This is a genomic window from Allobosea psychrotolerans (assembly GCF_002917105.1).
GTDB lineage: Bacteria > Pseudomonadota > Alphaproteobacteria > Rhizobiales > Beijerinckiaceae > Allobosea > Allobosea psychrotolerans.
Map to the genome: position 1 here is coordinate 40675 of NZ_PQFZ01000012.1, position 23431 is coordinate 64105.

The 23431-nt window shown below is 65.8% G+C and carries 22 protein-coding genes; 13 read left to right on the top strand and 9 right to left on the bottom strand.

The genetic code is table 11. The features are described from left to right. Positions 1-44: 44 nt before the first annotated feature. The 3 genes from CYD53_RS19195 to CYD53_RS19205 form a co-directional block, all read right to left on the bottom strand. Positions 45-941, bottom strand: coding sequence for a LysR family transcriptional regulator (locus CYD53_RS19195; RefSeq protein WP_103719695.1), 897 nt, complete (start codon positions 939-941; stop codon positions 45-47). A gap of 101 nt (positions 942-1042) precedes the next feature. Continuing rightward, entirely contained in the window at positions 1043-1741 is a 699-nt protein-coding gene (locus tag CYD53_RS19200) for a flavin reductase family protein (RefSeq protein WP_245928329.1), read from the bottom strand. Beyond that, complete coding sequence (locus tag CYD53_RS19205; protein ID WP_103719696.1) at positions 1738-2445, bottom strand: GntR family transcriptional regulator; 708 nt, start codon at positions 2443-2445, stop codon at positions 1738-1740. The genes CYD53_RS19200 and CYD53_RS19205 overlap by 4 nt, the downstream gene beginning before the upstream one ends. 255 nt (positions 2446-2700) lie before the next feature. Between CYD53_RS19205 and CYD53_RS19210 the strand changes: the two genes are divergently transcribed. From CYD53_RS19210 to CYD53_RS19250, 9 genes are all read left to right on the top strand, one after another. Then, positions 2701-4269 (top strand): ABC transporter substrate-binding protein, encoded by a 1569-nt coding sequence (locus CYD53_RS19210; protein WP_103719697.1) that lies wholly within the window; start codon positions 2701-2703, stop codon positions 4267-4269. A gap of 172 nt (positions 4270-4441) precedes the next feature. Next, the gene (locus tag CYD53_RS19215) at positions 4442-5434 is read left to right on the top strand and encodes an ABC transporter permease (RefSeq protein ID WP_103719698.1); all 993 of its coding nucleotides are present in this window, start codon (positions 4442-4444) and stop codon (positions 5432-5434) included. Next, on the top strand, positions 5424-6374 hold the full coding sequence (locus CYD53_RS19220) for an ABC transporter permease (RefSeq protein ID WP_103719699.1): 951 nt from the start codon (positions 5424-5426) through the stop codon (positions 6372-6374). Before CYD53_RS19215 ends, CYD53_RS19220 begins: the two co-directional genes overlap by 11 nt. A gap of 25 nt (positions 6375-6399) precedes the next feature. Next, entirely contained in the window at positions 6400-7596 is a 1197-nt protein-coding gene (locus CYD53_RS19225; RefSeq protein WP_103719700.1) for an amidohydrolase family protein, read from the top strand. Beyond that, on the top strand, positions 7593-9098 hold the full coding sequence (locus CYD53_RS19230; protein ID WP_245928330.1) for an amidohydrolase family protein: 1506 nt from the start codon (positions 7593-7595) through the stop codon (positions 9096-9098). Before CYD53_RS19225 ends, CYD53_RS19230 begins: the two co-directional genes overlap by 4 nt. Then, on the top strand, positions 9095-10081 hold the full coding sequence (locus tag CYD53_RS19235; RefSeq protein WP_103719701.1) for an ABC transporter ATP-binding protein: 987 nt from the start codon (positions 9095-9097) through the stop codon (positions 10079-10081). The genes CYD53_RS19230 and CYD53_RS19235 overlap by 4 nt, the downstream gene beginning before the upstream one ends. Beyond that, on the top strand, positions 10074-11042 hold the full coding sequence (locus CYD53_RS19240) for an ABC transporter ATP-binding protein (protein ID WP_103719702.1): 969 nt from the start codon (positions 10074-10076) through the stop codon (positions 11040-11042). The genes CYD53_RS19235 and CYD53_RS19240 overlap by 8 nt, the downstream gene beginning before the upstream one ends. A gap of 146 nt (positions 11043-11188) precedes the next feature. Then, positions 11189-11932, top strand: a complete 744-nt coding sequence (locus CYD53_RS19245; RefSeq protein ID WP_210202376.1) for a transporter substrate-binding domain-containing protein — start codon at positions 11189-11191, stop codon at positions 11930-11932. 60 nt (positions 11933-11992) lie between these two features. Further along, positions 11993-12334 carry a DHCW motif cupin fold protein gene (locus CYD53_RS19250; RefSeq protein WP_069689482.1) on the top strand — a complete coding sequence of 114 codons (342 nt, stop codon included), beginning with the start codon at positions 11993-11995 and terminating at the stop codon, positions 12332-12334. 241 nt (positions 12335-12575) lie between these two features. Here CYD53_RS19250 and CYD53_RS19255 read toward each other — a convergent pair whose 3' ends face one another. From CYD53_RS19255 to CYD53_RS19280, 6 genes are all read right to left on the bottom strand, one after another. Next, complete coding sequence (locus CYD53_RS19255; RefSeq protein ID WP_103719703.1) at positions 12576-13703, bottom strand: enolase C-terminal domain-like protein; 1128 nt, start codon at positions 13701-13703, stop codon at positions 12576-12578. Then, positions 13700-14455, bottom strand: a complete 756-nt coding sequence (locus CYD53_RS19260; RefSeq protein ID WP_103719704.1) for an SDR family NAD(P)-dependent oxidoreductase — start codon at positions 14453-14455, stop codon at positions 13700-13702. The genes CYD53_RS19255 and CYD53_RS19260 overlap by 4 nt, the downstream gene beginning before the upstream one ends. After that, the gene (locus tag CYD53_RS19265) at positions 14455-15267 is read right to left on the bottom strand and encodes an amino acid ABC transporter ATP-binding protein (protein ID WP_103719705.1); all 813 of its coding nucleotides are present in this window, start codon (positions 15265-15267) and stop codon (positions 14455-14457) included. The genes CYD53_RS19260 and CYD53_RS19265 overlap by 1 nt, the downstream gene beginning before the upstream one ends. 9 nt (positions 15268-15276) lie before the next feature. Next, positions 15277-15939 carry an amino acid ABC transporter permease gene (locus tag CYD53_RS19270; protein WP_092174481.1) on the bottom strand — a complete coding sequence of 221 codons (663 nt, stop codon included), beginning with the start codon at positions 15937-15939 and terminating at the stop codon, positions 15277-15279. Between the two features lie 212 nt (positions 15940-16151). Beyond that, positions 16152-17006, bottom strand: a complete 855-nt coding sequence (locus CYD53_RS19275) for a transporter substrate-binding domain-containing protein (protein WP_103719706.1) — start codon at positions 17004-17006, stop codon at positions 16152-16154. A 203-nt stretch (positions 17007-17209) separates the two neighbouring features. After that, positions 17210-18115, bottom strand: coding sequence for a LysR family transcriptional regulator (locus tag CYD53_RS19280; RefSeq protein ID WP_103719707.1), 906 nt, complete (start codon positions 18113-18115; stop codon positions 17210-17212). A 101-nt stretch (positions 18116-18216) separates the two neighbouring features. Here CYD53_RS19280 and CYD53_RS19285 point away from each other — a divergent pair, with 101 nt between their 5' ends. From CYD53_RS19285 to CYD53_RS19300, 4 genes are all read left to right on the top strand, one after another. Continuing rightward, positions 18217-19647 carry an aldehyde dehydrogenase family protein gene (locus tag CYD53_RS19285; RefSeq protein ID WP_103719708.1) on the top strand — a complete coding sequence of 477 codons (1431 nt, stop codon included), beginning with the start codon at positions 18217-18219 and terminating at the stop codon, positions 19645-19647. A gap of 186 nt (positions 19648-19833) precedes the next feature. Next, entirely contained in the window at positions 19834-20844 is a 1011-nt protein-coding gene (locus CYD53_RS19290) for an ABC transporter ATP-binding protein (protein ID WP_103719709.1), read from the top strand. A gap of 41 nt (positions 20845-20885) precedes the next feature. Beyond that, on the top strand, positions 20886-22178 hold the full coding sequence (locus CYD53_RS19295) for an ABC transporter substrate-binding protein (protein ID WP_103719710.1): 1293 nt from the start codon (positions 20886-20888) through the stop codon (positions 22176-22178). Between the two features lie 192 nt (positions 22179-22370). Next, the gene (locus CYD53_RS19300; RefSeq protein WP_210202377.1) at positions 22371-23258 is read left to right on the top strand and encodes an ABC transporter permease; all 888 of its coding nucleotides are present in this window, start codon (positions 22371-22373) and stop codon (positions 23256-23258) included. Positions 23259-23431 lie beyond the last annotated feature (173 nt).

Sequence of the window (23431 nt, forward strand, 5' to 3'; positions counted from 1 at the left end):
CGGCATGGTCGGCGCCTGCCGCATTTGCGGGCAGGGCGACGCCGTCAGGCGGGAGGCTGCGTGGCTGCGATCTCCACCGCCATGTCGGCGATCAGTGCGGGCAGAACGTTGCCGGGATTGTCGGCGAAGACGGCGTGGAGATGCAGCGGCGGCAGCTTGGCGTCGACATCGAGCACACGCAGCTCGCCGTTGTCGAGGAACTCCTGCACCACGACCTGCGGCAGCACGGCGACACCGACGCCGTCGCGGATCAAGCGTGTGATCGTGGCCAGCGAGTTGGAGTTGAAGACGCGCACCGCCCCCGCATCGAGTCCAGCAAGCTCGATCGCGCGCAGCACGGATTGATGCGGCTGCGAGCCCTTGGAATAGGCGAAGATCGGGTAGTCAGCGAAATCGGCGATGGCGAGCCGGCCCGGTTTCAAGGCAAGGCGCGGCGAGCCGATCCAGAGGCAGTCGAAGACGCACAGCTCGATATTGCGGATATGGGGCGCCACGACGGGGCCCATGATCAGGCCGAGATCGATCTGACCGTCCTGGATCAGGCGAGCGAGGTTGAGGCTGGTGTCGACGTTCAGATCGATCGTGACATTGGGGTAAGCCACCTTCACCCGTTCGATCAGTCGCGGCAGCCAGGCATAGACGATCGAGTCGATCGCCCCGATCATGACGGTGCCGCGCATCTGCCCGGTATCGGCGATCAGCCGCTCCAATTCGCCGACCATGCGCACGATCGCCTCGGCCTGGGGCAAGGCGCGCTGGCCGTGCGAGGTCAGGCTGACCGTGCGCAGGTCGCGCTCGAACAGGCGCACGCCGAGCTCGCGCTCCAAGGTGGCGATCCGGTTCGAGACGGCGGCCTGGGTCGTGCAGAGCTTGTCGGCCGCGACCGAAAAATTCCGCAATCGCGCGACCCAGACGAAGGTTTCGAGAAATTTGAGGTTCAAATCGGAGCCGCTTCGCGAGAGGGCGCGGCGCGAGCCTGCGCCGCCCGCCCTGACTTAGCCCCGTTTGCCCCTCGCCGTGAAGGACCAGTTGGCGCCGACGGCTAGCGCCGCCGGTTCGCCGCGGCGGGATCGGACTGCCAGGTCGCGGTCGACATGGTCGGCAGGTCGAAATAGTCGCGCGTCGTCGCATAGCCATGGCCGCCCATGCGACCCACGGCGTCGAGCGCGGCAGGGTCGACATAGAGCTTCTCGGCATCGATCGTATCGGCGCGGAAATGCGCATAGACGACCTCGCCCAGGATGATCTCGCGCGAATTGCCGATGCCCAGCGTGGTGTGGTGGCGGCATTCGAAGGCTGCCGGCGCCTGGCCGATCCAGGGGCAGGGCACTTTGACGCCGGGCATGGCGGTAAGGCCGGCCTGAGCCAGCTCGTCGGTGCCGGGCTCGAACGGCACGGCGCAGATGTTCATGCCCTCGACCAGTGCATCGGAGACGATGTTGACGGTGAAGGCGAGCGTCTCGCGGACATTGCGACCGGTGTCCTTCTGCCCGCCGGTCGGCCGGTATTCGACGCCGAGCGCCAGGATCGCCGGATCGGCCGAGAGGCAGTTGAAGAAGGAGAACGGCGCGGCGTTGACGACGCCTTGCGCATCGACCGTGGTCACCAGCGCGATCGGGCGCGGCACGACCGCACCGATCAGCAGCTTGTAGCGCTCGCGCGGCGAAAGCTTCGCGAAATCGAAGGTGACGACCGGCGCGGCCGCCTCGATGGGCTTTGGCTCTGTCGACAGCTCGGTCACGGCGGGTTCAGTCCTTCGCTGAGGGCATAGGGGGCGAGCAGGTCGCGGATGTCGCGCTCGGCGCGCGGCGTCAGCAGGGCCCGCGTCACCACGGCCTGGAGATGATGGTCCATCAGCTGGGCGGCGCGTGCGCCATCGCCCGCCCGCAAGGCCTCGATCAACTGGCGGTGCTCCGAGACTGCGCATTCCGAGGAGTGCGGCCGGCCATAGATCGCCAGGATCAGCGAGCAGCGCGAGGAGACCTCCTGGACATAGCGCAGCAGCAGGGCGTTGCCGGTCATCTCGGCGAGCTTGATGTGGAACTCGCCGGCGAGCCGGATCGATTCCGGCCCATCCTGGCCATGCGCCTTGTCCTCTTGCCGGACATGGTCCTCGAGCTCGGCGGCTTGCGCGGCGGTGAGCCGCCCGGCGAGGTTCTCGGCGACGAGGCGCTCGAGCCCCCGGCGCACGTCGAAGACGTCGCGCGCCTCCTCCAGGGTCGGATAGGCCACCGAGGCGCCGCGATTGGGCTTGAGCTCGACCAGGCCTTCGACGGCCAGGCGGCCGAAGGCCTCGCGCACCAGGGTGCGGCTGACCCCGAGCTGCTCGCCGATCGAATCCTCCGGCAGCTTCATGCCGGGCTTCAGCGCCTGCTCGATGATGGCGCGCCGGAGCGCTCTGTATACCGATTGCGCGCGCAATCCGGGTTGGCGGGAATCGGTCATCGTCGCCCGTTTCTGTCCTGGTTCAGCCCTCTGAGGCTCACTCCATGTCACGGGATTCGGCTCCGCTCCAGTTTTTCGCTTGTCTTCAATAATCGCATACAATACGATATTGCAATCGTATGCAAGATTGATGATTAATCGCACACGAATTGCCGCAAAAAATGTCAGCATGGCTGATAATGCGGCATCGACGAGGGTGGCGGGCCGGGCGAGCGCCGAAGACGCGCAGCGGGCTCATCGAAAGGGAGAGTTTCGATGAAGAGAGCTTGGATGCTGGCGGCCATTGCCGCCTTCGCGCTGACCGGCGCGGCCGAGGCGAAGACGCTGAAATGGGGCGCGGCGCGCGAGATCGCCTCACTCGACCCCTATTCCTATGGCGACACCTTCACGCTCTCGGTGCTGAACCATGTCTATGAGGGGCTGGTGCGCTACACCGGCGATCTCAAGATCGAGCCGGCATTGGCGGAGTCCTGGGAGACGGTCTCGCCGACGGTCTGGCGCTTCAAGCTCCGTCAGGGCGTGAAGTTCCACAACGGCAACCCGTTCACGGCCGACGACGTCGTCGCTTCGCTGGAGCGGGTCACGCATCCCGACTCGCCGCTCAAGGGCAATCTGCCGGCCTATAAATCGGCGACGAAGATCGACGACTACACCGTCGATATCGAGGTCAACGGCCCTTACCCGCTGCTGCTCAACGACCTCACCAACATCTTCATCTTCAACAAGGCCTGGCTCGTCGCCAACAATTCGCTGCTGCCGACCGATTCCGGCAAGGGCGTAAAGGGCTATGCCACCGACAATGCCAATGGCACCGGCCCCTTCATCGTCGAGAGCCGCCGCGCCGATGCCAAGACCGTCTACGCCAAGAACCCGAACTGGTGGGACAAGCCTCAGCACAACATCGACACGATCGAGTTCCTGCCGATCGCCTCGGCCTCGACCCGTGTCGCGGCGCTGCTCTCGGGCGAGATCGACTTCACCAATGTCGCGCCCTTGCAGGATCTGCCGCGCCTCTCGGCCTCGCCCGAGGTCAAGGTGCTGCAGACCAATGAACTGCGCACCGTGATCTTCGCGCTCAATCTCAAGGACACGCTGTTCGAGAGCGATGTGAAGGATAAGAACCCGCTCAAGGATATTCGCGTCCGCGAGGCGCTCTATCGCGCCATCGACATCGACGCCGTCCAGAAGCGCGCCATGCGTGGCCTGTCGCGCAACACCGGCGCCCTGATCGCTCCGGCCATTCCAGGCTATGAGCCCTCGCAGGATGTGCGCCTGCCCTTCGACCTCGATGGCGCCAAGAAGCTGCTGGCGGCGGCGGGCTATCCCAACGGCTTCTCCTTCCAGATGAACTGCCAGAGCGACGGTCTCGTCAATGAAGAGGAGTTCTGCCAGGCGGTCGCCTCCATGTGGTCGCGCGCCGGCTTGCGGCCCAATCTGAGCCTCGGCCCGCGCAGCCAGCAGACGCCCAAGCGCGTCAAGGGCGAGTTCGACGTGATCTCCTTCGGCTGGGCCAATGAGCCGATGATCGACGCCTATTCGATCCTGATCCAGGTGATGCGCTCGAAGAGCGGTTCGGGCGGCGTGTTCAACTGGGGCAATTGGGGCGATCCGCGCATCGATGCCTTGATCGACAAGGCCGGCGTCGAGCTCGACAACGGCAAGCGCATTCCGATGATGATGGAGGCGCTGAAGATCGCCAAGGCCGAGCATCTCTTCATCCCGCTGCACCAGCAGCCGATGGCCTGGGCGATGCGCAACACCGTGGCAGCCACCGTGCAGGCGTCCGACAACAAGCCGAGGCTGTGGCTGACGACGATGAAGTGAGGTCGCTGTCATTCCGGGGCGCGCCCAAGGCGCGAACCCGGAACCCACGACCGGGCGAGCGGCTGCAATCGTCGCTTGTGCTCGCGGCACCCAGTCGTGGGTTCCGGGTTCTTCGCTGGGCGAAGCCCCGGAATGACGGAAGGTGTCTCGGAGCTTAGGGAGCAGAACGACGATGCCGGCCTTCCTCTTCAAACGCCTCCTGAACGCGGCCGGCGTCATGCTTGCGGTCGCCTTCCTCGCCTTCCTGATCTTCCGCTTCGTCGGCGATCCCGTCGAACTGATGCTGAACGAGCAGGCGAGCCAGGCGCAGCGCGACGAATTGCGGATCAGGCTCGGGCTCGACAAGGGCTTCGTCCTGCAGTTCGCGACCTTCGTCGGCAATGCGCTGCACGGTGATTTCGGCATCTCCTACCGCAACCAGCAGGAGGTCTTCACGCTGATCTCCGAGCGCTTCCCCGCGACCTTCGAGCTGGTGCTGGTGGCGACGTTTCTCTCGCTCGCGGTCGGGATTCCGCTGGGCGTCTACACCGCCATCAAGCGCGACAGCTGGCTCGCCAAATCCCTGCAATTCATCTCCGTGCTCGGCGTCTCGCTGCCGAGCTTTGCACTCGGCATCCTGTTCATCCTGCTGTTTTCGGTGACGCTGCAATGGCTGCCGGCCTTCGGGCGCGGCCAGGTCGTGCAGATCGGCTGGTGGAGCACGGGCTTTCTCACGCCCTCCGGCCGGTTGGCGCTGATCCTGCCCGGCATCACGCTGTCGCTCTTCCAGATCACGCTGGTGATGCGATTGGTCCGGGCCGAGATGCTGGAGACGATGCGCACTGACTTCATCCGCTTCGCCCGGGCGCGCGGGCTGACGCTGCGCGCCGTCCACTTCCGCCACGCCTTGCGCAATTGCCTGATGCCGGTGATCACCGTGACGGGGCTGCAGATCGGCAATCTGATCGCCTTCGCGCTGGTGACCGAGACGGTGTTCCAGTGGCCGGGCATGGGCCTGCTCTTCGTCCAGGCCGTGACCTTCGTCGATATCCCGGTGATGGCGGCCTATCTGATCGTGGTCTCCTTCATCTTCGTCTCACTGAACACGCTGGTCGACCTGCTCTACGCCTATGTCGATCCGCGCCTGCGCGAGGATGCGATCTCGGGAGCCGCCAATGCCCGTTGAGTCTGCAAAGGCCCTGGATGCCGCAAAACCCGGCCGCCTGCGGCGCTTCCTCGACAGCGATATCGGCTGGAGTTTCCGGCGCACGCCGGCGGCCTGGCTCTCGGCGATCGTGCTCGCCCTGCTGATCGCCACGGCGTTGCTGGCCCCGCTGATCGCAGTCCAGAATCCGTACGACCTCTCGCAGATCTTCATCGACAAGGCCGAGATCCCGCCGATCTGGGCCAGGGATGGCGAGTGGCCTTTCCTGCTCGGCACCGATCCGCAGGGGCGCGACGTGCTCTCGGCCATCCTCTACGGCACGCGCGTCTCGCTGATCATCGGGCTCGCCGCCGTCATCGTCTCGATGGCGCTCGGCGTCAGCATCGGACTGGTCTCCGGCTATTATGGCGGGCGCATCGACAACCTGCTGATGCGGCTCGGCGATACAGTGCTCTCGATCCCGACGCTGCTGATGGCGATCCTGGTCAGCGCCATTTTCCGGGAGCTTCTGCCGCCGGCGCTGCGCGAGCCCTTCGCCGCCGTCGTGCTCGTCGTCTCGATCTCGCTGACCAACTGGGTGCAATATGCCCGCACGGTCCGCGCCTCGACCATGGTCGAGCGGCGCAAGGAATACGTGCTCGCCGCCCGCATCATCAAGGTCGCGGCGACACGCATCATGGCCCGCCATATCCTGCCCAACACGCTCACCCCGGTGATGGTGGCGGCAACGCTGAATCTCGGCCTCGCCATCCTGTCGGAGGCGACGCTCTCCTTTCTGGGCGTCGGCATGCCGATCACCCAGCCCTCGCTGGGCACGCTGATCCGCATCGGCAACCAGTATCTCTTTTCCGGCTCCTGGTGGCTGGTCGTCTTCCCATCGCTCCAGCTCGGATTGATCGTGCTCTCGGTCAACCTGCTGGGCGACTGGCTGCGCGACGCGCTGAACCCGAAACTTCGCTGACAAGACAAGACGAGGAACGCCTGCGATGACCGCCTCACTCCTGCTCCGCAATGTCCGACCCTATGCCGGCGCCACCACCGATATCCTGATCGAGAATGGCCGCATCACGCGGGTCGCGCAGGGTATCGAGGCCCCTGCCGGTGTGCCGGTCGAGGACGGTCGCAGCGAGATCGTCATCCCCGGCCTCATTGAGGCGCATACCCATCTCGACAAGAGCCTCTGGGGCCTGCCCTGGTACAAGAACGAGGTCGGCCCCAGGCTCCTCGACAAGATCGACAACGAGCGCGAGAACAAGAAGCGCCTGAACATCGACCCCTATCGCCAGTCGGCCCGGCAGAGCATCCAGTCCTCGCTGATGGGCTCGACCCATATCCGCAGCCATGTCGATGTCGATACCGAGCATGGGATGTGGGGCGTCGAAGGCGTTATGCGCACCCGCGACGAGTATCGCGACATCGTCGACATCGAGCTCGTCGCTTTCCCGCAATCGGGCCTGCTGCGCCGGCCGGGCACGCTGGAGCTGATGGACCAGGCGATGAAGGCCGGCTGCGAGATCGTCGGCGGGCTCGACCCTTGCGCCATCGACCGCGATCCCAAGGGCCATCTCGATGCCGTGTTCGCGCTCTGCCAGAAATACGGCAGGCCGCTCGACATCCACCTGCACGAGCCCGGCGAAATGGGGCTGTTCTCCTTCGACCTGATCGTCGAGCGGACGCGTGCGCTTGGCATGAAGGGCAAGGTCACGGTCAGCCACGCCTTCTGCCTCGGTGTCGATGCCGCGCTGGTCGATCCGCTGACCGCTGAGCTCGCCGAACTCGATATCGCCATCATGACGACGGCGCCCGCCAGCCGCCCGGCCCCGCCGGTGCGCAAGCTGATCGAAGCCGGCGTGCGCGTCTGCTCCGGCAATGACGGCATCCGCGACACCTGGGGCCCCTATGGCAATGCCGACATGCTGGAGCGCGCCATGTTCGTCGGCCTGCGCAACAATTTCCGCCGCGACGACGAACTCAGGATGGCGCTCGACGTCTGCACCAGCGAGGGCGCCAAGGTGATGGAGATCGAAGGCTACGGGCTGACTGAGGGCAGCAACGCCGATGTCGTGATCCTGCCGGGCGAGACTGTCGCGGAAGCGATCGTCACCCGCTCACCCAGGCGCCGCGTCGTCAAGTGCGGCAAGGTCGTCGCGCGCGACGGCGTCTCGATCAGGACCGCGCCGTGAGCCTGCGCGCCGCCAAACGCCCGGAAGGGCGCATCCTGCTCACCGCGCGCTGGCTCGTCGGCCACGCGCAGGGGCGCCATCGCCTCTATGAGAATGGCGAGATCGTCTTCGAGGATGGCGAGATCGTCTTCGTCGGCCATGGTTTTCCCGGCGAGGCTTCCAGCCGTATCGACTACGGCAATGCGCTGATCGGGCCGGGCTTCGTCGATTGCGATGCGCTCTCGGATCTCGACACCACGATCCTGGCCTATGACAACCAGCCGGCCTGGAAGAAGGGTCGCGTCTGGCCGCGCTCCTATCTCGAAGCCGGCCCCTATGAGATGTATTCGCGCGAGGAGCTGGCTTTCCAGAAGAAGCACGCCTTCGCCACGCTGATCCGCAACGGCATCACCACCGCGCTGCCGATCGCCTCATTGTTCTACCGCGCCTGGGGCGAGACGCCCGAGGAGTTCCAGGATGCGGCGGAAGCAGCTGCCGGGCTTGGCCTGCGCACCTATCTCGGCCCGGCCTATCGCACCGGCAATCAATTGGTCGAGGCCGATGGCCGCATCACCACGCATTACGACGAGCCGCGCGGGCTGGCCGAACTCGAGGCCGCGATCGATTTCTGCGAGCGCAACGAAGGCGCGGCCGGCGGGCTGATCCGCACCATGCTGGCGCCCGACCGGATCGAGACGTCGACGGCCGAGTTGCTGCGTCGCACGGCAGCTGCCGGGCGTGCCCTGAAGGTCCCGGTGCGCCTGCATTGCTGCCAATCGAAGATCGAGTACGACCTCGTCCTGGCCCAGCACGGTATGAGCCCGCCGGAATGGCTGCGGAGCCTCGGCTTCCTCGACCAGCGTTCGCTGCTGCCGCACGGCACCTATGTCTCGGGCAGCCGTCATGTCGAACGCCCCGGCCGCGACCTCGAGATCATTCGCGATGCCGGCGCCACGATCGTGCACTGCCCGCTGGTCTCAGGCCGGCACGGCAACGCCATCGACCATTTCGGCCGCTATCGCGAGATGGGGGTGAAGCTCGCCATGGGCACGGATACGAGCCCGCCCGACATGATCATGAACCTGCAGGTCGGCATGATCCTGGCCCGCACCATGGCCGGCAGCGTCCATGCGGTGCGCAGTGAGGACTATTACGACGCGGCGACGATCGGCGGGGCCGAGGCGCTGGGCCGTCCCGATCTCGGCCGGCTGCAGCCGGGAGCGCGCGCCGACATCACCGTCTTCGATCTCGACCGCCCGCATCTCGGCCAGGTCATCGACCCCATCCAGACCATGCTGCTCGCCGGTCATGGCCGCGATTTCGCGACCGTGATCATCGACGGACGCTTCGTGATGGAGGAGCGCGTGATCCCGGGTGTCGATGAGGCGGCGGACAAGCTCCGTGCTCAGACGCAGTTCGAAGGCGTGATGGCGCGCTATCCGCAGCGCACCCATGGTCACCCAGCCGCCAGCGAGATCTTCTCCTCGAGCTATCCGGTCGAACGCGCGGGAGTGGGGATATGAGCGCCGTCGCTTCGCCGCTGCTCTCGGTGCGGGATCTCCGCATCGTCTTCGATGGCCGCCTTGGCCCGTTGACGGCGCTGGACGGCGTCTCCTTCGACATCGCGCCCGGCGAAATCCTTGGCGTGGTCGGCGAATCCGGCGCGGGCAAATCCCTGACCGGAACGGCGGTGATCGGCCTGCTCGATCCGCCGGGACGCATCAGCGGCGGCTCGATCCATCTTGACGGGCTGCGCATCGACAATCTCCCGCCGGAGCCGATGCGCAAGCTGCGCGGCCGCCAGATCGGCGCGATCTTCCAGGATCCGCTGACCTCGCTGCATCCGCTGCTGACCGTCGGCGACCAGCTTGTCGAGACGATCCTGACGCATCTCCCGGTCGGCAAGGCGCAGGCGCGCAAGCGCGCGCTCGATCTCCTGAAGGAGGTCGGCATCCCTGCCGCCGAAACGCGCATCGACCAGTATCCGCACCAGTTTTCCGGCGGCATGCGCCAGCGCGTGGTGATCGCGCTCGCGCTCTGCGCCGAGCCGAAGCTGATCATCGCTGACGAACCGACCACGGCGCTCGACGTCTCGATCCAGGCGCAGATCACGACGCTCTTGAAGCGCCTTTGCCGCGAGCACGGCACGGCGATCATGCTGGTGACGCATGATATGGGCGTCATCGCCGAGACGGCCGACCGGGTCGCGGTGATGTATGCCGGGCGCATCGTCGAGATCGGCCCGGTCGCGGAGGTCACGCGCCGGCCGCATCACCCCTATACCGCAGGGCTGATGGCCTCGATCCCGAGCGTCCACACCCGCAACGCCGTCCTCAACCAGATCGACGGCGCAATGCCGCGCCTGAACGCCATTCCGGACGGCTGTTCCTTCAATCCCCGCTGCCGGTTCGCAAGCGGGTTCTGCCGCGAGCACAAGCCCGGCCTGCCGGTCTCGGCCCATGCCGCCGCCTGCCATTTCCCGCTGATGGAGCCGGCGCATGCGTGAGAGCGGCCCCATCCTCACCGTTTCCAATGCCTCCTGCCGTTTCGACGTCTCGGCTCCGGCTTTGTCGCGCCTGCTGACGCGCGAGCCGCGCCGTATCCTGCGCGCGGTCGAGACCGTCTCCTTCACGGTCGAGCGCGGCACGACCTTCAGCATCGTCGGTGAATCCGGCTGCGGGAAATCGACGCTGGCGCGCATGGTGGTGGGCCTGCAGCGGCCGACCGAAGGTGCGCTGCATTTCTCCGATATCACCCGCATCGACGGCACGATCGGCCCGCCGCGCGTGCAGATGATCTTCCAGGACCCTTACGCCTCGCTGAACCCGCGCTGGCGCGTCGGCGACATCATCGCCGAGCCGATCCGTGAATTGAAGCTGCGTCAGGACGAGGCGGCGATCACGCAGCGCGTCGGCGACCTCCTGGAGATCGTCGGCCTGTCGCGTACCGATGCTTCCCGCTATCCGCATGCCTTTTCCGGCGGCCAGCGCCAGCGCATCTCGATTGCGCGTGCGCTTGCGACCGAGGCCGATTTCCTGGTCTGCGACGAACCGACCTCGGCGCTCGACGTCTCCGTGCAGGCGCAGATCCTCAACCTGATGGTCAGACTCCAGAAGGAGTTCGGGCTGACCTATCTCTTCATCAGCCACAACCTCTCGGTCGTGCGGCACATGTCGGACCAGCTCGCGATCATGTATCTCGGTCGCTTCGTCGAGACGGGGCCGGCGGATGAGGTCTTCGGCAATCCGCGCCACCCCTATACGCGGCTGCTGCTCGAGACGATTCCCGATGTCGAGAAGCCCAATCGCGCGCGCCGGCCGATGTCGGGCGAGGTGCCGAGCCCGATCGCGCCGCCGCCCGGCTGCGCCTTCCATCCGCGCTGCGCCATGGCGGCCGATATCTGTCGGGTCGAACGGCCCCCGTTGCGCACTGTGGCGGCTGGTGCGCTGGCTTGCCATTTCGGCTGATCGCGGCGTCTTGAGGCGACGCTCATAGCCGGGATGCGCGCCAGGCAGCTGCGCGAGCCCCGGGATATCGTGTAGTCCGGTGTCTGGCAGTGCGGCATCCTTACGCGGCATTCGCGCAAGGCTCTGTCACGACAAAGGACGCCGCCATGTCATTCCGCCCCGATATCGGCACGATGCCGGCAGAGCTGCGCGAGCGTCTGGCGCCCGGTGGCGTGCTGCGCGCCGGCATCAACCTGTCGAATTTCCTGCTGGTATCGAGCCGCACGCCTGATGGCGGCCCTGCCGGCGTCTCGCCCGACATGGCCCGCGCGATTGCCGACACGCTTGGCGTCGCACTGCGCTATGTGCCCTATGAATCGCCGGGCCTGCTGGCCGATGCCGCAGGGCGCGACGAATGGGATATCGGCCTGATCGGGGCCGAGCCGCAGCGCGCGGAGGTGATCAGCTTCACGCCGGCCTATGCCGCGATCGAGGCGACCTATCTCGTGCCAGTGGAATCGCGTTTCCGGAGCCCGGCCGAGGTCGATGCGGCAGGCGTCCGGATCGCCGTCACTGGCCGCACCGCCTATGGCCTCTGGCTCGATCGCAACATCGCCCATGCCGAGCTGGTGCGCTCGACGACGATGGACGAGGCATTGGCGGATTTCAGCGACAAGAAGCTCGATGCGCTCGCAGGCCTGCGGCCGCGGCTCAACAGCGATGTGGCGCGGGCACCCGGTACACGCATCCTCGATGGCCGGTTCATGGCGGTTCAGCAGGCGATCGGCGTTCCCAAGGCGACGGGCGATGCGGTCCCCTATCTCACGAAATTCGTCGAGGCCGCCAGAAGTTCGGGCTTCATTGCTGACCTCATCCGCAAGCACGGCGTCGAAGGCCTCAGCGTCGCCTGAGCTATGCCGCATCCGCCTTCAACCTGAAGCGCAAGCCACGTCCAAGAGAAAGCCACCTCCATGAAGATGTCCGAGATCGCCTTTTCCACGGTCGACTGGTCGCAGGTCGAGCCGACCCGCCATGCCGGCGAGGAGGGCGAGGCGACCTGGCGCACGCGTTTCTTCGGGCCGCAGGACAATCAGATCCGCGTCCGCATCGTCGAATATTCGCCGGGCTATGTCGCCGACCACTGGTGCAGCAAGGGCCACGTCATCCTCTGCCTCGAAGGCGAGCTGGAGACGACGCTGGAGGATGGCCGCGTCTCGGTGCTGACGCCGGGCATGAGCTATCAGGTCGCCGACGGCGCCGAAGCGCATCGCTCGCGCACGACCAAGGGCGCCAAGCTCTTCATCGTCGACTGATACCAACGGCCTTTGTTCCCCCGCTTACGGCTGAGGCTCAGCCGTCATTCCGGGGCGATCCGAAGGATCGAGCCCGGAACCCAGAACCGATGCCGCTGCTTGAGAAGGCACGGGGCGCCGGCTCGCTTCACGACGACGTGCATCGGTTCTGGGTTCCGGGCTCACGCCTTCGGCGTGCTCCGGAATGACGGCGGAGAATAACACCATCGGTCAGCGCTGAAGGCCGCCAGTATGAAAAGCCTCAGCGCTCGGCCAGGATGCGTGCATTGGCCCGCACCGAGGCTTCGCTGACGCGGATACCGAGTCCCGGTCCGTCCGGCACCACGACATGCCCATTGCGGTTGGCGACGCGCTCCTCCAGCACGTCCTCGGTCAGGACATGGTGGGGCATGTAGAATTCGCAGCCGAGCGAGATGCCGGGCGTCGCGGCGATGAGCTGGGTGCCGGCGGCAAGTCCGATGCCGCCCTCCCAGAGCGTGCCGCCATAGCCCGGCAACCCGGCCTGATCGGCGATCGCCATGATGGCCTGCGCCTTGAGGAGGCCGCCCGCCTTCATCAGCTTGACCGAGATTGCATTCGCGGCCTTGAGGCGGATCACCTCATTGAGATCGCGGGCGTCGAAACAGCTTTCATCGGCCAGGATCGGCGTGTCCAACGCTGCGACGAAGGCGGCCATCGCGTCGAGATTGTCGCGCGGAACCGGCTGCTCGATGAAGGTCGGCGCGAACGCGTCGACATCGCGCAGGATCTTGATCGCGCCGAAAGGCTGCAGCGCCTGATTGTAGTCGAGCCGGAGGTCGATGGCGTCGCCGAATTCGGAGCGCATCGCTTCGAGATGGGCGAGATCCTCCTTATGCGGCTTCACGCCGGTCTTGACCTTGTAGATCACGTTGCCGGCCGGGACCATGGCGCGCATCCGCTCGAGATCGGCGGCGAAATCCGGATCGGCGATCGAGAAGGAGAGCGGGATCGTGTCGCGCACCCGCCCGCCGAGCAGGTCGGCGACGGAAAGGCCCGAGGCCTTGCCGACGATGTCCAGAAGCGCCATCTCGATTGCGACCTTGGCTTCGGCATGGCCGACGAGCGCACGGTCGAGCAAGGCCATGGTCTCGCGCACGCGCTTGACGGGGCGGCCGATCAGCACCGGGCGCAGATAGACGTCGATCGCCGCCAGCGCGGCTTCCGCCGTGCCCGTGAAGACCTCCCAGGGAGCGGCTTCGCCCCAACCCACCACGCCGTCGCTTGCGGTCAACTCGACGAGGACGCGCTTGACCGTGCCCTTGACGTTCCCGACGCCCTGGAGCCGGGCCATCTTGATCGGGCTTTCGATGAAGAAGAGCCTGATGCGCTCGACGACAGCTCCGCTCATGCGAGCCCTCCATTGACGTGTATGATCTGGCCGGTGACATAGGACGCAGCCGGCGAGGCGAGGAAGGCGATGACCTGCGCGACCTCCTCGGGCTGGCCGCGCCGCCCGAGCGGAATGATCGCTTCCATGCGGGCAATCGCCTCCAGGCTGAGCTTGCTGCCCCTGCCTTCGTCCTTGCGGATCAACCCGGGCGCGACGGCGTTGACGGTGATGGCATCAGTGGCGAGTTCATGCGCCATCAGCTTCACCACCGTCTCCAGCGCGGCGCGGCTCACAGCGGTCGCGGCGAAGGGCTGGAGATCGGTGCGCAGGGCGTGGGCGACGAAGGACGAGGTGGCGACGATCCGGCCGCTGCCACTGGCCTGCAGCAGCGGGCGTGCTGCGCGGGCCATCCGCATGAGGGCGGCGACGGATTCGTCCATTGCCTGCCCGATCTCGCTCTCGGGCAGATCCATGATGCCGGCCCTGCGGGCATGGCCGGCGACCGCGATCAGGCCGTCGAGTTTCCCAAAACCATCGGCTGCGAGCGCCACGATCTGATCGCAGGTCGCCTGCGCGGCCATGTCGCCAAGGATGGTCTCGACCTTGGCTCCGGCGGTGCGCGCCGTCTCGGCGACGGCGTCGAGACCGGTGCGATTGGTGCCGGTATGTATGATGAGGCCGATACCGGGTCCGGCCAGCAGCTGCGCGGTCGCCCGGCCGATTCCGCTCGCCGCGCCGGTGACGAGATAGACACGATCGAGGCTGGGCATCACAGCGCCTTTTCGGCCGGGGCTTGAGCCGCGCCGCCGCGATGGAAATGGCCGAGGAAGGCCTGCGTCGCCGGTTCGCGCGGCGCGTCGATCACTTGCCGCGCCGGTCCTTCCTCGACGACCACGCCGTCGCGCATGAAGATGACGCGGTCCGCGACCTCGCGGGCGAAGGCGATCTCATGGGTGACGATCACCATCGTCATGCCTTCCGCGGCCAGCTTCTGCATCACGCCCAGGACCTCGCCGACGAGCTCGGGGTCGAGCGCCGAGGTCGCCTCGTCGAACAGCATCACCTCCGGCTCCATGGCGAGCGCGCGTGCAATCGCAACGCGCTGCTTCTGCCCGCCCGACAGGCGGCTGGGATATTCATCGACCTTGTCGGCGAGCCCGACCTTGGCAAGCAGCGCCAGCGCCTGCTCGCGCGCCTGCGCCTTGGGCTTCCCGCGGACGGTGATCGGCGCTTCCATGACATTGCCGAGCGCCGTCATATGCGGAAACAGGTTGAAGTGCTGGAACACCATGCCGGTATTGGTGCGGAAGCGGGCCAGTTCGCGGGTCCCGGGTGGCTTGCTGCCGGCCCCGAAGGCGAAGCTGTCCTCTCCGACCCGCACGCGGCCGCCATCGGGCGTCACCAGCAGGTTGATGCAGCGCAGCAGGGTCGATTTGCCCGAGCCGGACGGGCCGATCAGCGCCACCACGCTGCCGGCTGCGACCTTCAGGTTGATGTCCTTGAGGACGACGAGCTCGCCGAACTGCTTGCGCAGCGCAGTGACCTCGATCTTGGGCGTCTCGATCTTGGGTGCGGTGTCCATCGCCTGGCCTCAATCGCTGGTGGACAGCTTCTTCTCGCCCTGGCGCACGATGATCGTGAGCGGGAAGAGAAGCACGAAATAGGCGATCGCCACGGCGCTGTAGACCTCCAGCGGCCGATAGCTGTCATGCGCCGCGATCTGGCCCTGATAGAGCAGGTCCGGCACTGCCAGGACCGAGACCAGCGAGGTGTTCTTGAACTGGATGATCGACTGGTTCATCAGCGGCGGGATCATGCGCTTCAGCGCCTGGGGCAGGATGATCCGGCGCATCGACTGGAACGGGGTCATGCCCAGCGCGGCCGCGGCTTCCGGCTGGCCGGGGTCGATCGAGACGATGCCGCCGCGGATGATCTCGGCATAGAACGAGCCGCCATAGAGCGAGAGCGCCAGGATCGAGGCCGTGACGGCCGAGATCTCGATGCCGCTGAGGATCGGCAGGGCGTAGTAGAACCAGACCAGTTGCACCAGCACGGGCGTGCAGCGGAAGACCTCGATATAGGCGAGAGCGAGCCAGCGCAGCGGGGCGAAGGGAGAGAGTTTCGCAAGCGCTCCGACAAGCCCGATGAGCAGCCCGAGCACGACGATGGCGACGGTGAAGCCGACCGTGACCCACAAGCCGTTCAGGAACAGCCAGCGATAGCTCCAGAGCGAGCCGAAATCCCATTGATACATGGCGAGGTCCAGGAAGAACGATGACCGTGACGGATGTCACGCTATCCGGAGAACCGCGCCGTCATCCCGGGCGACCGCAGCTCGACCCGGGATCCATGCCTGAGCCTCGGCGGGATGGGCTCGCATGGGTCCCGGGTCTTCGCTTCGCTACGCCCGGGACGACGCTTCGGTTCGGTTGGATGCCTTGCCGGGCAAGGCCGGGCGCGCCGCCCTTAGAGCTGGACGCCGGCGGGCATGTCGGCTTCGGTGATGCCGACCGACTCCATGTTCTTGATGATCACGCTGCGGATCAGGCCGAGCCCGCGATTGAACTCGAGCCAGGTGTTGACATATTTGGGCCAGGTCTGGTCGGCCTCGCGGCGGAAGCCGGCATTCGAGGTCGTGGCGAAGACAGGGGTCGGCACCACGAGTTCGCCGAGCGCCGGGTTCTTCTTGAGCATGGTCAGCGACAGCATCATCACGATGCATTGCGCGTCGGCGCGGCCGGTCATGATGGCGGCAGCTGCGTCGTCGACGCTCTTGAAGCGCGAGATCTGCGCCTTCGAGCAGAGTCGTGTCGCGACCTGGTCCTGAGAGGAGCCGGCATCGACCGTGATCTTGAGGGCGGGATTGTTGAAATCGTCCCAGGTCTTCTTGCCCAGGCCCTTCTTGGTGATCATCGTGAAGGCGTTGTTGAACACCGGCACCGAGAAATCGATCACCAGGGCGCGCTTGGGCGTCGGGTTGAGGCCGAAGAAGATGTCGATCTTGTTCGCCTGCAGGTCGAGGACGGAATTGCCCCAGGTCGTCTCGAGGATCTCGAGTTCGACTTCGAGCTCCTCGGCCAGCGCCTTCGACAGGTCGATATAGAAGCCGCCCCACTGACCGGTCGCGATATCCTTGTTGTAATAGGGGGCCGCTCCCGCCACCGCACCGATGCGCAGCTTCTTGGTCCGGCGGATGCGTTCGAAGGCGGTCTCGCCTCCGGCTGCCGGCGCCTGGGCCGCAGCCGGCGAGACGATGCCGGCAGCCGCTACCCCGACGGCCGCGGCGCCAATGGCCGTGGCGATATCCCTGCGCGAAACCATGGTGATCCCCTCTTCCAGATAATCAGGTCGCTTGCGGCTTGCTCGCCGCAGCCTCCGCTTTAGTCCGCCGGAAGACCGTCATGATCAAGCGGCATTTTGCAAAGCGAGGCGAAACCTCGACTGCGGCCAGCTTAGCAAAATGGCGGCCAGTCCGGGGTGGAAGATGGTCGCCGGATCCTGCTGCGCGGCCACGTCGCGGATTTTCAACCAGGAGGATGCGCTCGCCTCTCCTTGATGAGATCGATCAGTGCACGAAGCCCCACTGGGACATGGCGACGCCCCGGATAGTACAGGCACAGGCCGGGGAAGGGCGGCGTCCAGTCGTCGAGCACGCGCAGAAGCCGCCCGGATGCGAGATCGGCGGCGACGCTCCACTCGCCGAGATAGCTCAGGCCGAATCCGGCGCGCGCTGCCTCCAGCATCAGGCCCGTCTCATCGAGCGTGAGGGGCCCCTGCACGTCGACGACGACCCGTTCTCCGCGCCGTTCGAACTCCCAGCGCCAGATTGCGCCGCTTCCCATGCGACTGCGGATGCAGCGATGCGCGAGGAGGTCGGCCGGCGAGCGTGGCGGCGGGTTCTCAGCGAGATAGGCCGGCGAGGCGACCACGACCATGCGCTGCTCCGGACCCAAGGGCACGGCGATCATGTCCCGCGGCAGCGCCTCGACCAGGCGGATGCCGGCGTCGAAGCCGTCGACCACGATGTCGACGAGCTTGTCCTCGGTGACGAGGTCGATCTTCATCTGCGGATACCGGCGCAGATACTCGAACACGATCGGCTGCATGATCTGGCGTGCCGCGCCGACCGAGCTGTTGAGGCGCAGCGTGCCTATCGGCGTCTCGCGATGGCTGTTGGCGGCGTCGACGGCGTCGCGGATCTCTGCCAGGGCGGGTGAGATCCGATTGACGAGCTGCTCGCCGGCCGCCGTCAGCGAGACGCTGCGTGTCGTACGGTTGAAGAGCCGCAAGGCCAGGCGTGCCTCGACCGCGGCGATGGCATGGCTGAGCGCGGAAGGCGACATGCCGAGTTCGGTCGCGGCGGCGCGAAAGCGGCCATGCCGCGCCAGGGCGATGACGGCCTCGAAATCGCTGAGGGCGCTTCGCGACATTGTTTCGATTCTCTCATGATGTCGTGCAAATTTATGCGGCTTATCCGACCAATCATAGTCTCCTATCTCCAGGCGGTCATCGCCGAACCCTGGAGATCTCCATGCGCATCATCGACACGGTCTATATCGACGGCGCCTTTGTCGCTCCGCATGGCAAAGAACTGTTCGACCTGTTCAATCCCGCGACCGGCACGGTCATCGGCCGCGTCCGCCTTGGCGATGTCGAGGACACGCAGCGCGCCATCGCCGCGGCCAGGCGGGCCTTTCCGGCGATGTCTCGCACCAGCAAGGCTGAGCGGATCGCCATGCTGAAGCGCCTGCACGAGGCGGTCATGGCCAGGCTCGACGCGATCACGCAGGCGACGATCGAGGAATATGGCGCGCCGGTTGCGCGGGCTTCCTGGGGCGCGAAATACGCCGCGCAGTCCTTTCTCGATGCCGCGAGCACGCTGAAGGATATCTCGCTGCTTCGCCGGATCGGCGCGGCCGAGGTGGTGATGGAGCCCGTCGGCGTCGTCGGATTGATCACGCCCTGGAACGCCAATGCGGGCTTCATCTGCAACAAGCTCGCAACCGCGATCGCGGCGGGCTGCACCGCCGTGATCAAGCCGAGCGAGATGAGCGCGATCCAGACGCAGGTCGTTTGCGAGGCTCTGCACGCGGCGGGACTGCCGCCCGGCGTCTTCAATATCGTCAACGGGCGCGGCGATATCGTCGGCGCGGAACTCAGCGCGCATCCCGACATCGCCAAGATCTCCTTCACCGGCTCGACCGCCGTGGGCAAGGCGATCATGCGCGCCGGGGCCGAGACGATGAAGCGCGTGACGCTGGAGCTGGGCGGAAAGTCGCCGACGCTCGTCCTCGAGGATGCCGATCTTGCCATCGCCGTGCCGCTCGCGATCGCCGCCGGCTTCGTCAATAGCGGGCAGGCCTGCCTCGCCGGTACGCGCATTCTCGTGCCGCAAACCAGGCTTCAGGAGGTGGAGGCGTTGGCTCGGAAGGCGGTCGACGCGACCAGGGCCGGGGATCCGCGCGACCCGGCGACCGCGATCGGCCCGATGGTGAGCCAGCGACAATGGGAGCGGGTGCAGCGCTATATCCGCATCGGGTTGGAAGAGGGCGCGCGCCTGCTGATCGGTGGCGAAGGCAAGCCCGAAGGGCTCGAGGCCGGCTATTTCGTCAAACCGACCGTGTTCAGCGGCGTCCATAACGGCATGACGATCGCGCGCGAGGAGATCTTCGGGCCTGTGCTCTCGATCATCACCTATCGCGACGAGGAGGAGGCGGTGGCGATCGCCAACGACACGGTTTACGGGCTCCAGGCCTGCGTCATCTCCGCCGACGTCGCGCGAGCGCGTGCCGTCGCCTCGCGGCTCAACGCCGGGCGTGTCCTGATCAATGGCCTGCACCACGAACCGCTGGCGCCATTCGGTGGGTTCAAGCAGTCCGGCATCGGGCGCGAGCACGGCGCCTTCGGCCTTGAAGGCTATCTTGAGCCGAAAACGGTCCTGGGAGCACTCGTCGCCGCCTGATCCTGTCGCGATCGCCGCAAAGACAAGAAAGCAGGTTGAACAGACGGGCCGCTCAACAAGCGCGGCCCGCCATTCCATAAGCAAATGCCTAATCTGTGGGCATTCTAGGCCGCTTTTATGCGGCGGCGGCCAATTCGCACCGCATCCTCTCGTCGTCCTGGCCTTGGCACGCCCCTTGTAGGGCCCATGCCCAACCAGGAGGCAGGATTGCGCGGTTCCGATCTCGAACTCGTTCAGGTCACCAAGCGCTATGGCGCGACGGTTGCGGTCGACGCGATCAATCTGCGCGTCAAGGCCGGCACCTATTGCTGCCTGCTCGGCCCGTCCGGCTGCGGCAAGTCCTCGACCTTGCGGATGATCGCCGGCCATGAGGCGGTGAGCGAGGGCGACATCATCCTGGGCCCGACCAATGTCACCGATCTGCCGCCGGCCAGGCGCGGCACGGCGATGATGTTCCAGAGCTATGCGCTGTTTCCGCATCTCTCCTGCGTCGACAACGTCGCCTTCTCCCTAAAGATGCGTGGCGTCGCGAAGGCGCAGCGCCGGGCGGAGGCGATGCGCCTGCTCGAACTTGTCGCGATGGAGCGCTATGCCGAGCGCCTGCCGGCGCAGCTTTCGGGCGGCCAGCAGCAGCGCGTCGCGCTCGCCCGCGCCCTGATCACCAAGCCGCAGATCCTGCTGCTCGACGAGCCGCTTTCGGCGCTCGATCCGTTCCTGCGCATCAAGATGCGTGCCGAACTGAAGAAGCTGCAGAAGGAGCTTGGCATCACCTTCATCCACGTCACCCATGGCGAGGACGAGGCGATGGCGCTGGCCGATCTCATGGTGGTGATGAACCAGGGCCTGATCGAGCAGGCCGGCACGCCGCGCGAGGTCTTCAACGCGCCGGCGACCGCCTTCATCGCCCGCTTCATCGGCGGCCACAACATCGTCGCCGATGCCGGTGGCGCGATCGCGATCCGCACCGACAAGCTGCGCCTGACCAAGGCCGTGAATGGTGCAGCCCGTACCGCGGTGGTCAGCGATGTCGAATACCAGGGCTCCTATGTCCAGATCGGCCTGGCGGCGGATTTCGCCGCGGAGTTGACCGCCAATCTGAGCGAAGCCGCCTTCGACGCCGAGCCGTTCAACCCCGGCGATACCGTCGCCGTAAGCTGGAACGAGGCCGACATTCACCGGCTCGGCGCCGCCGCCTGACAACGAGACCGGCGAGCAAGATCGATGAGGAGGAGAGAGTGATGGGTAGGACGACGAAGGATATGAAAGGCGTCTCGCGGCGCACGCTGCTGAAGGGCGCCGGCGCTGCTGCTGGCGTCGCCGCCGGTTCGGGCGCGATCACCGGCTTCCCCGCGGTCTGGTCGCAAGAGCCCAAGGTGCTGCGCTATCTCGGCACGGCCGTGAACCAGGCCGATGACATCACCAAGAAGGTCAAGGCCGATACCGGCATCACCATCGAATACATCTCGGCGACGACCGACGACGTGACCAAGCGCGTCATCACCCAGCCTAACTCCTTCGACGTGCTCGACACCGAATATTTCAGCCTGAAGAAGCTCGTGCCGTCGGGCAACATCCTCGGCATGGACGCCCGCAAGATCAAGGAGTTCGACAACATCACGCCGGTCTTCACCAAGGGCCAGCTGCCCAATGGCAAGGTCATCGGCGACCAGGGCACCGCGCCCAAGAAGGTGATGTTCGTCGAGGGCGCGAACTCGACCAAGTTCGCCTCTGGCGTGACGCAATGGGTGACGCTGATCCCGACCGTCTACAACGCCGACACGCTCGGCATCCGTCCCGACCTGATCAAGCGCCCGATCGAGAGCTGGAAGGAGCTCCTGAACCCGGAATTCAAGGGCAAGGCCTCGATCCTCAACATCCCCTCGATCGGCATCATGGATGCGGCGATGGTGGTCGAGGCGGCCGGCCTCTACAAATATCCCGACAAGGGCAACATGACCCGCGCCGAGATCGACCTGACCATGAAGGTCCTGACCGAAGCGAAGAAGAGCGGCCAGTTCCGCGCCTTCTGGAAGGACTTCAACGAGAGCGTCAACCTGATGGCCTCGGGCGAGACGGTGATCCAGTCGATGTGGTCGCCGGCCGTCACGGCGGTGCGCACCAAGGGCATCGCCTGCACCTTCCAGCCGCTGAAGGAGGGCTATCGCTCCTGGGCCTCGGGCTTCTGCCTGTCGAAATCGGTCACGGGCCGCAAGGCCGAGCTCGCCTATGAGTTCGTCAACTGGTTCCTCTCCGGCTGGGCCGGCGCCTATCTCAACCGGCAGGGCTATTATTCCGCCGTCCTCTCCACCGCCAAGGCCAATATGGAGCCCTATGAATGGGCCTATTGGATGGAGGGCAAGCCGGCAGAGAAGGACATCAAGGCGCCCGACGGCTCGCTGTTGGAGAAGGCCGGCGCCACGCGCGATGGCGGCTCCTATGACGACCGCATGGGCAATGTCGCCTGCTGGAACGCAGTGATGGACGAGAACGACTACATGGTCCGCAAGTGGAACGAGTTCATCGCGGCGTGATGTGAACGCTGCTGCGCCCCGCATCTGGCGGGGCGCTCTCTTCCTCAACCCTCATCCTGAGGAGCAGGCGTAGCCTGCGTCTCGAAGGATGCTCCAGAGGGCGTTGCCACCGCAAACTGGAACATCCTTCGAGACGCCGCTGCGCGGCTCCTCAGGATGAGGGCTCGTAAAGCCAGGACGAAACGGACCGAAATGCCAGCGACGAAAACCGCCTACGCGCCGCCGGCCTGGCTTCAGGCCTTGCCCTTCGCCGGCGTCTTCGCGCTGTTCTTCGTCATTCCCTTGCTCTTCGTCGTGATGGTCTCGTTCTGGGACTACAACGATTATTCGATCATCCCGGGCTTCACGACGCGCTCCTATGTCGAGACCTTCGAGGGCTGCTACGATCAGCTGCCGGAACTCTGCACCATCCTGAAGACCTACCTCTCGACGGTGAAGTTCTGCCTGATCGTCTGGGCGATCACGCTGGTGATCGGCTTCACCATCGCCTATTTTCTCGCCTTCCACGTCCAGTCCGTGACGATGCAGATGACGCTGGCGCTCGTCTGCACGATTCCCTTCTGGACCTCCAACGTCATCCGGATGATCTCCTGGGTGCCGCTGCTCGGCCGCAACGGGCTGGTCAACAGCGCGCTGATGAATGCGGGCCTGATCAATCAGCCGATCGAGTGGCTCCTGTTCTCGCAATTCTCGGTGGTGCTCGCCTTCGTGCACCTGTTCACCTTCTTCATGGTGATCCCGATCTTCAATTCGATGGCGCGCATCGACAAGCGCCTGCTCGAGGCCGCCTATGACGCCGGCGCCAGCAGCTGGCAGACGCTCTGGAACGTGGTCATCCCGCTCGCCAAGCCCGGCATCGTCATCGGTTCGATCTTCGTCGTCACCATCGTGATGGGCGATTTCATCACCGTCGGCGTGATGGGCGGCCAGCAGATCGCCTCGGCCGGCAAGATCATCGAGACGCGATTGAATGCGCTGCAATTCCCGCCTGCGGCCGCCAATGCGGTGATCCTGCTGGCGATCACGCTCCTGATCATCACGGCGCTGAACCGCTTCGTCGACATCCGCAAGGAGCTTTGAGCAGCATGCTTGCCAAGGGGAGCTGTTTGAATACCTCAGCCCTCATCCTGAGGAGCGCTCCGCAGGAGCGCGTCTCGAAGGATGCTCCAGATGGTTTCGGAGCCTCCTCGACCATCCTTCGAGACGGCTGCTTACGCAGCCTCCTCAGGATGAGGGCTGAGGACGTTTTCAAC

Bases quoted from the DNA above. Each gene is read 5' to 3' on its own strand.
- CYD53_RS19240 (WP_103719702.1), top strand. From the start codon at position 10,074: ATGCGTGAGAGCGGCCCCATCCTCACCGTTTCCAATGCCTCCTGCCGT.
- CYD53_RS19280 (WP_103719707.1), bottom strand. From the start codon at position 18,115: ATGTCGCGAAGCGCCCTCAGCGATTTCGAGGCCGTCATCGCCCTGGCG.
- CYD53_RS19235 (WP_103719701.1), top strand. From the start codon at position 9,095: ATGAGCGCCGTCGCTTCGCCGCTGCTCTCGGTGCGGGATCTCCGCATC.
- CYD53_RS19220 (WP_103719699.1), top strand. From the start codon at position 5,424: ATGCCCGTTGAGTCTGCAAAGGCCCTGGATGCCGCAAAACCCGGCCGC.
- CYD53_RS19290 (WP_103719709.1), top strand. From the start codon at position 19,834: ATGCCCAACCAGGAGGCAGGATTGCGCGGTTCCGATCTCGAACTCGTT.
- CYD53_RS19270 (WP_092174481.1), bottom strand. From the start codon at position 15,939: ATGTATCAATGGGATTTCGGCTCGCTCTGGAGCTATCGCTGGCTGTTC.
- CYD53_RS19245 (WP_210202376.1), top strand. From the start codon at position 11,189: ATGTCATTCCGCCCCGATATCGGCACGATGCCGGCAGAGCTGCGCGAG.
- CYD53_RS19215 (WP_103719698.1), top strand. From the start codon at position 4,442: ATGCCGGCCTTCCTCTTCAAACGCCTCCTGAACGCGGCCGGCGTCATG.
- CYD53_RS19225 (WP_103719700.1), top strand. From the start codon at position 6,400: ATGACCGCCTCACTCCTGCTCCGCAATGTCCGACCCTATGCCGGCGCC.
- CYD53_RS19255 (WP_103719703.1), bottom strand. From the start codon at position 13,703: ATGAGCGGAGCTGTCGTCGAGCGCATCAGGCTCTTCTTCATCGAAAGC.
- CYD53_RS19285 (WP_103719708.1), top strand. From the start codon at position 18,217: ATGCGCATCATCGACACGGTCTATATCGACGGCGCCTTTGTCGCTCCG.
- CYD53_RS19300 (WP_210202377.1), top strand. From the start codon at position 22,371: ATGCCAGCGACGAAAACCGCCTACGCGCCGCCGGCCTGGCTTCAGGCC.
- CYD53_RS19265 (WP_103719705.1), bottom strand. From the start codon at position 15,267: ATGGACACCGCACCCAAGATCGAGACGCCCAAGATCGAGGTCACTGCG.
- CYD53_RS19205 (WP_103719696.1), bottom strand. From the start codon at position 2,445: ATGACCGATTCCCGCCAACCCGGATTGCGCGCGCAATCGGTATACAGA.
- CYD53_RS19295 (WP_103719710.1), top strand. From the start codon at position 20,886: ATGGGTAGGACGACGAAGGATATGAAAGGCGTCTCGCGGCGCACGCTG.
- CYD53_RS19275 (WP_103719706.1), bottom strand. From the start codon at position 17,006: ATGGTTTCGCGCAGGGATATCGCCACGGCCATTGGCGCCGCGGCCGTC.
- CYD53_RS19260 (WP_103719704.1), bottom strand. From the start codon at position 14,455: ATGCCCAGCCTCGATCGTGTCTATCTCGTCACCGGCGCGGCGAGCGGA.
- CYD53_RS19250 (WP_069689482.1), top strand. From the start codon at position 11,993: ATGAAGATGTCCGAGATCGCCTTTTCCACGGTCGACTGGTCGCAGGTC.
- CYD53_RS19210 (WP_103719697.1), top strand. From the start codon at position 2,701: ATGAAGAGAGCTTGGATGCTGGCGGCCATTGCCGCCTTCGCGCTGACC.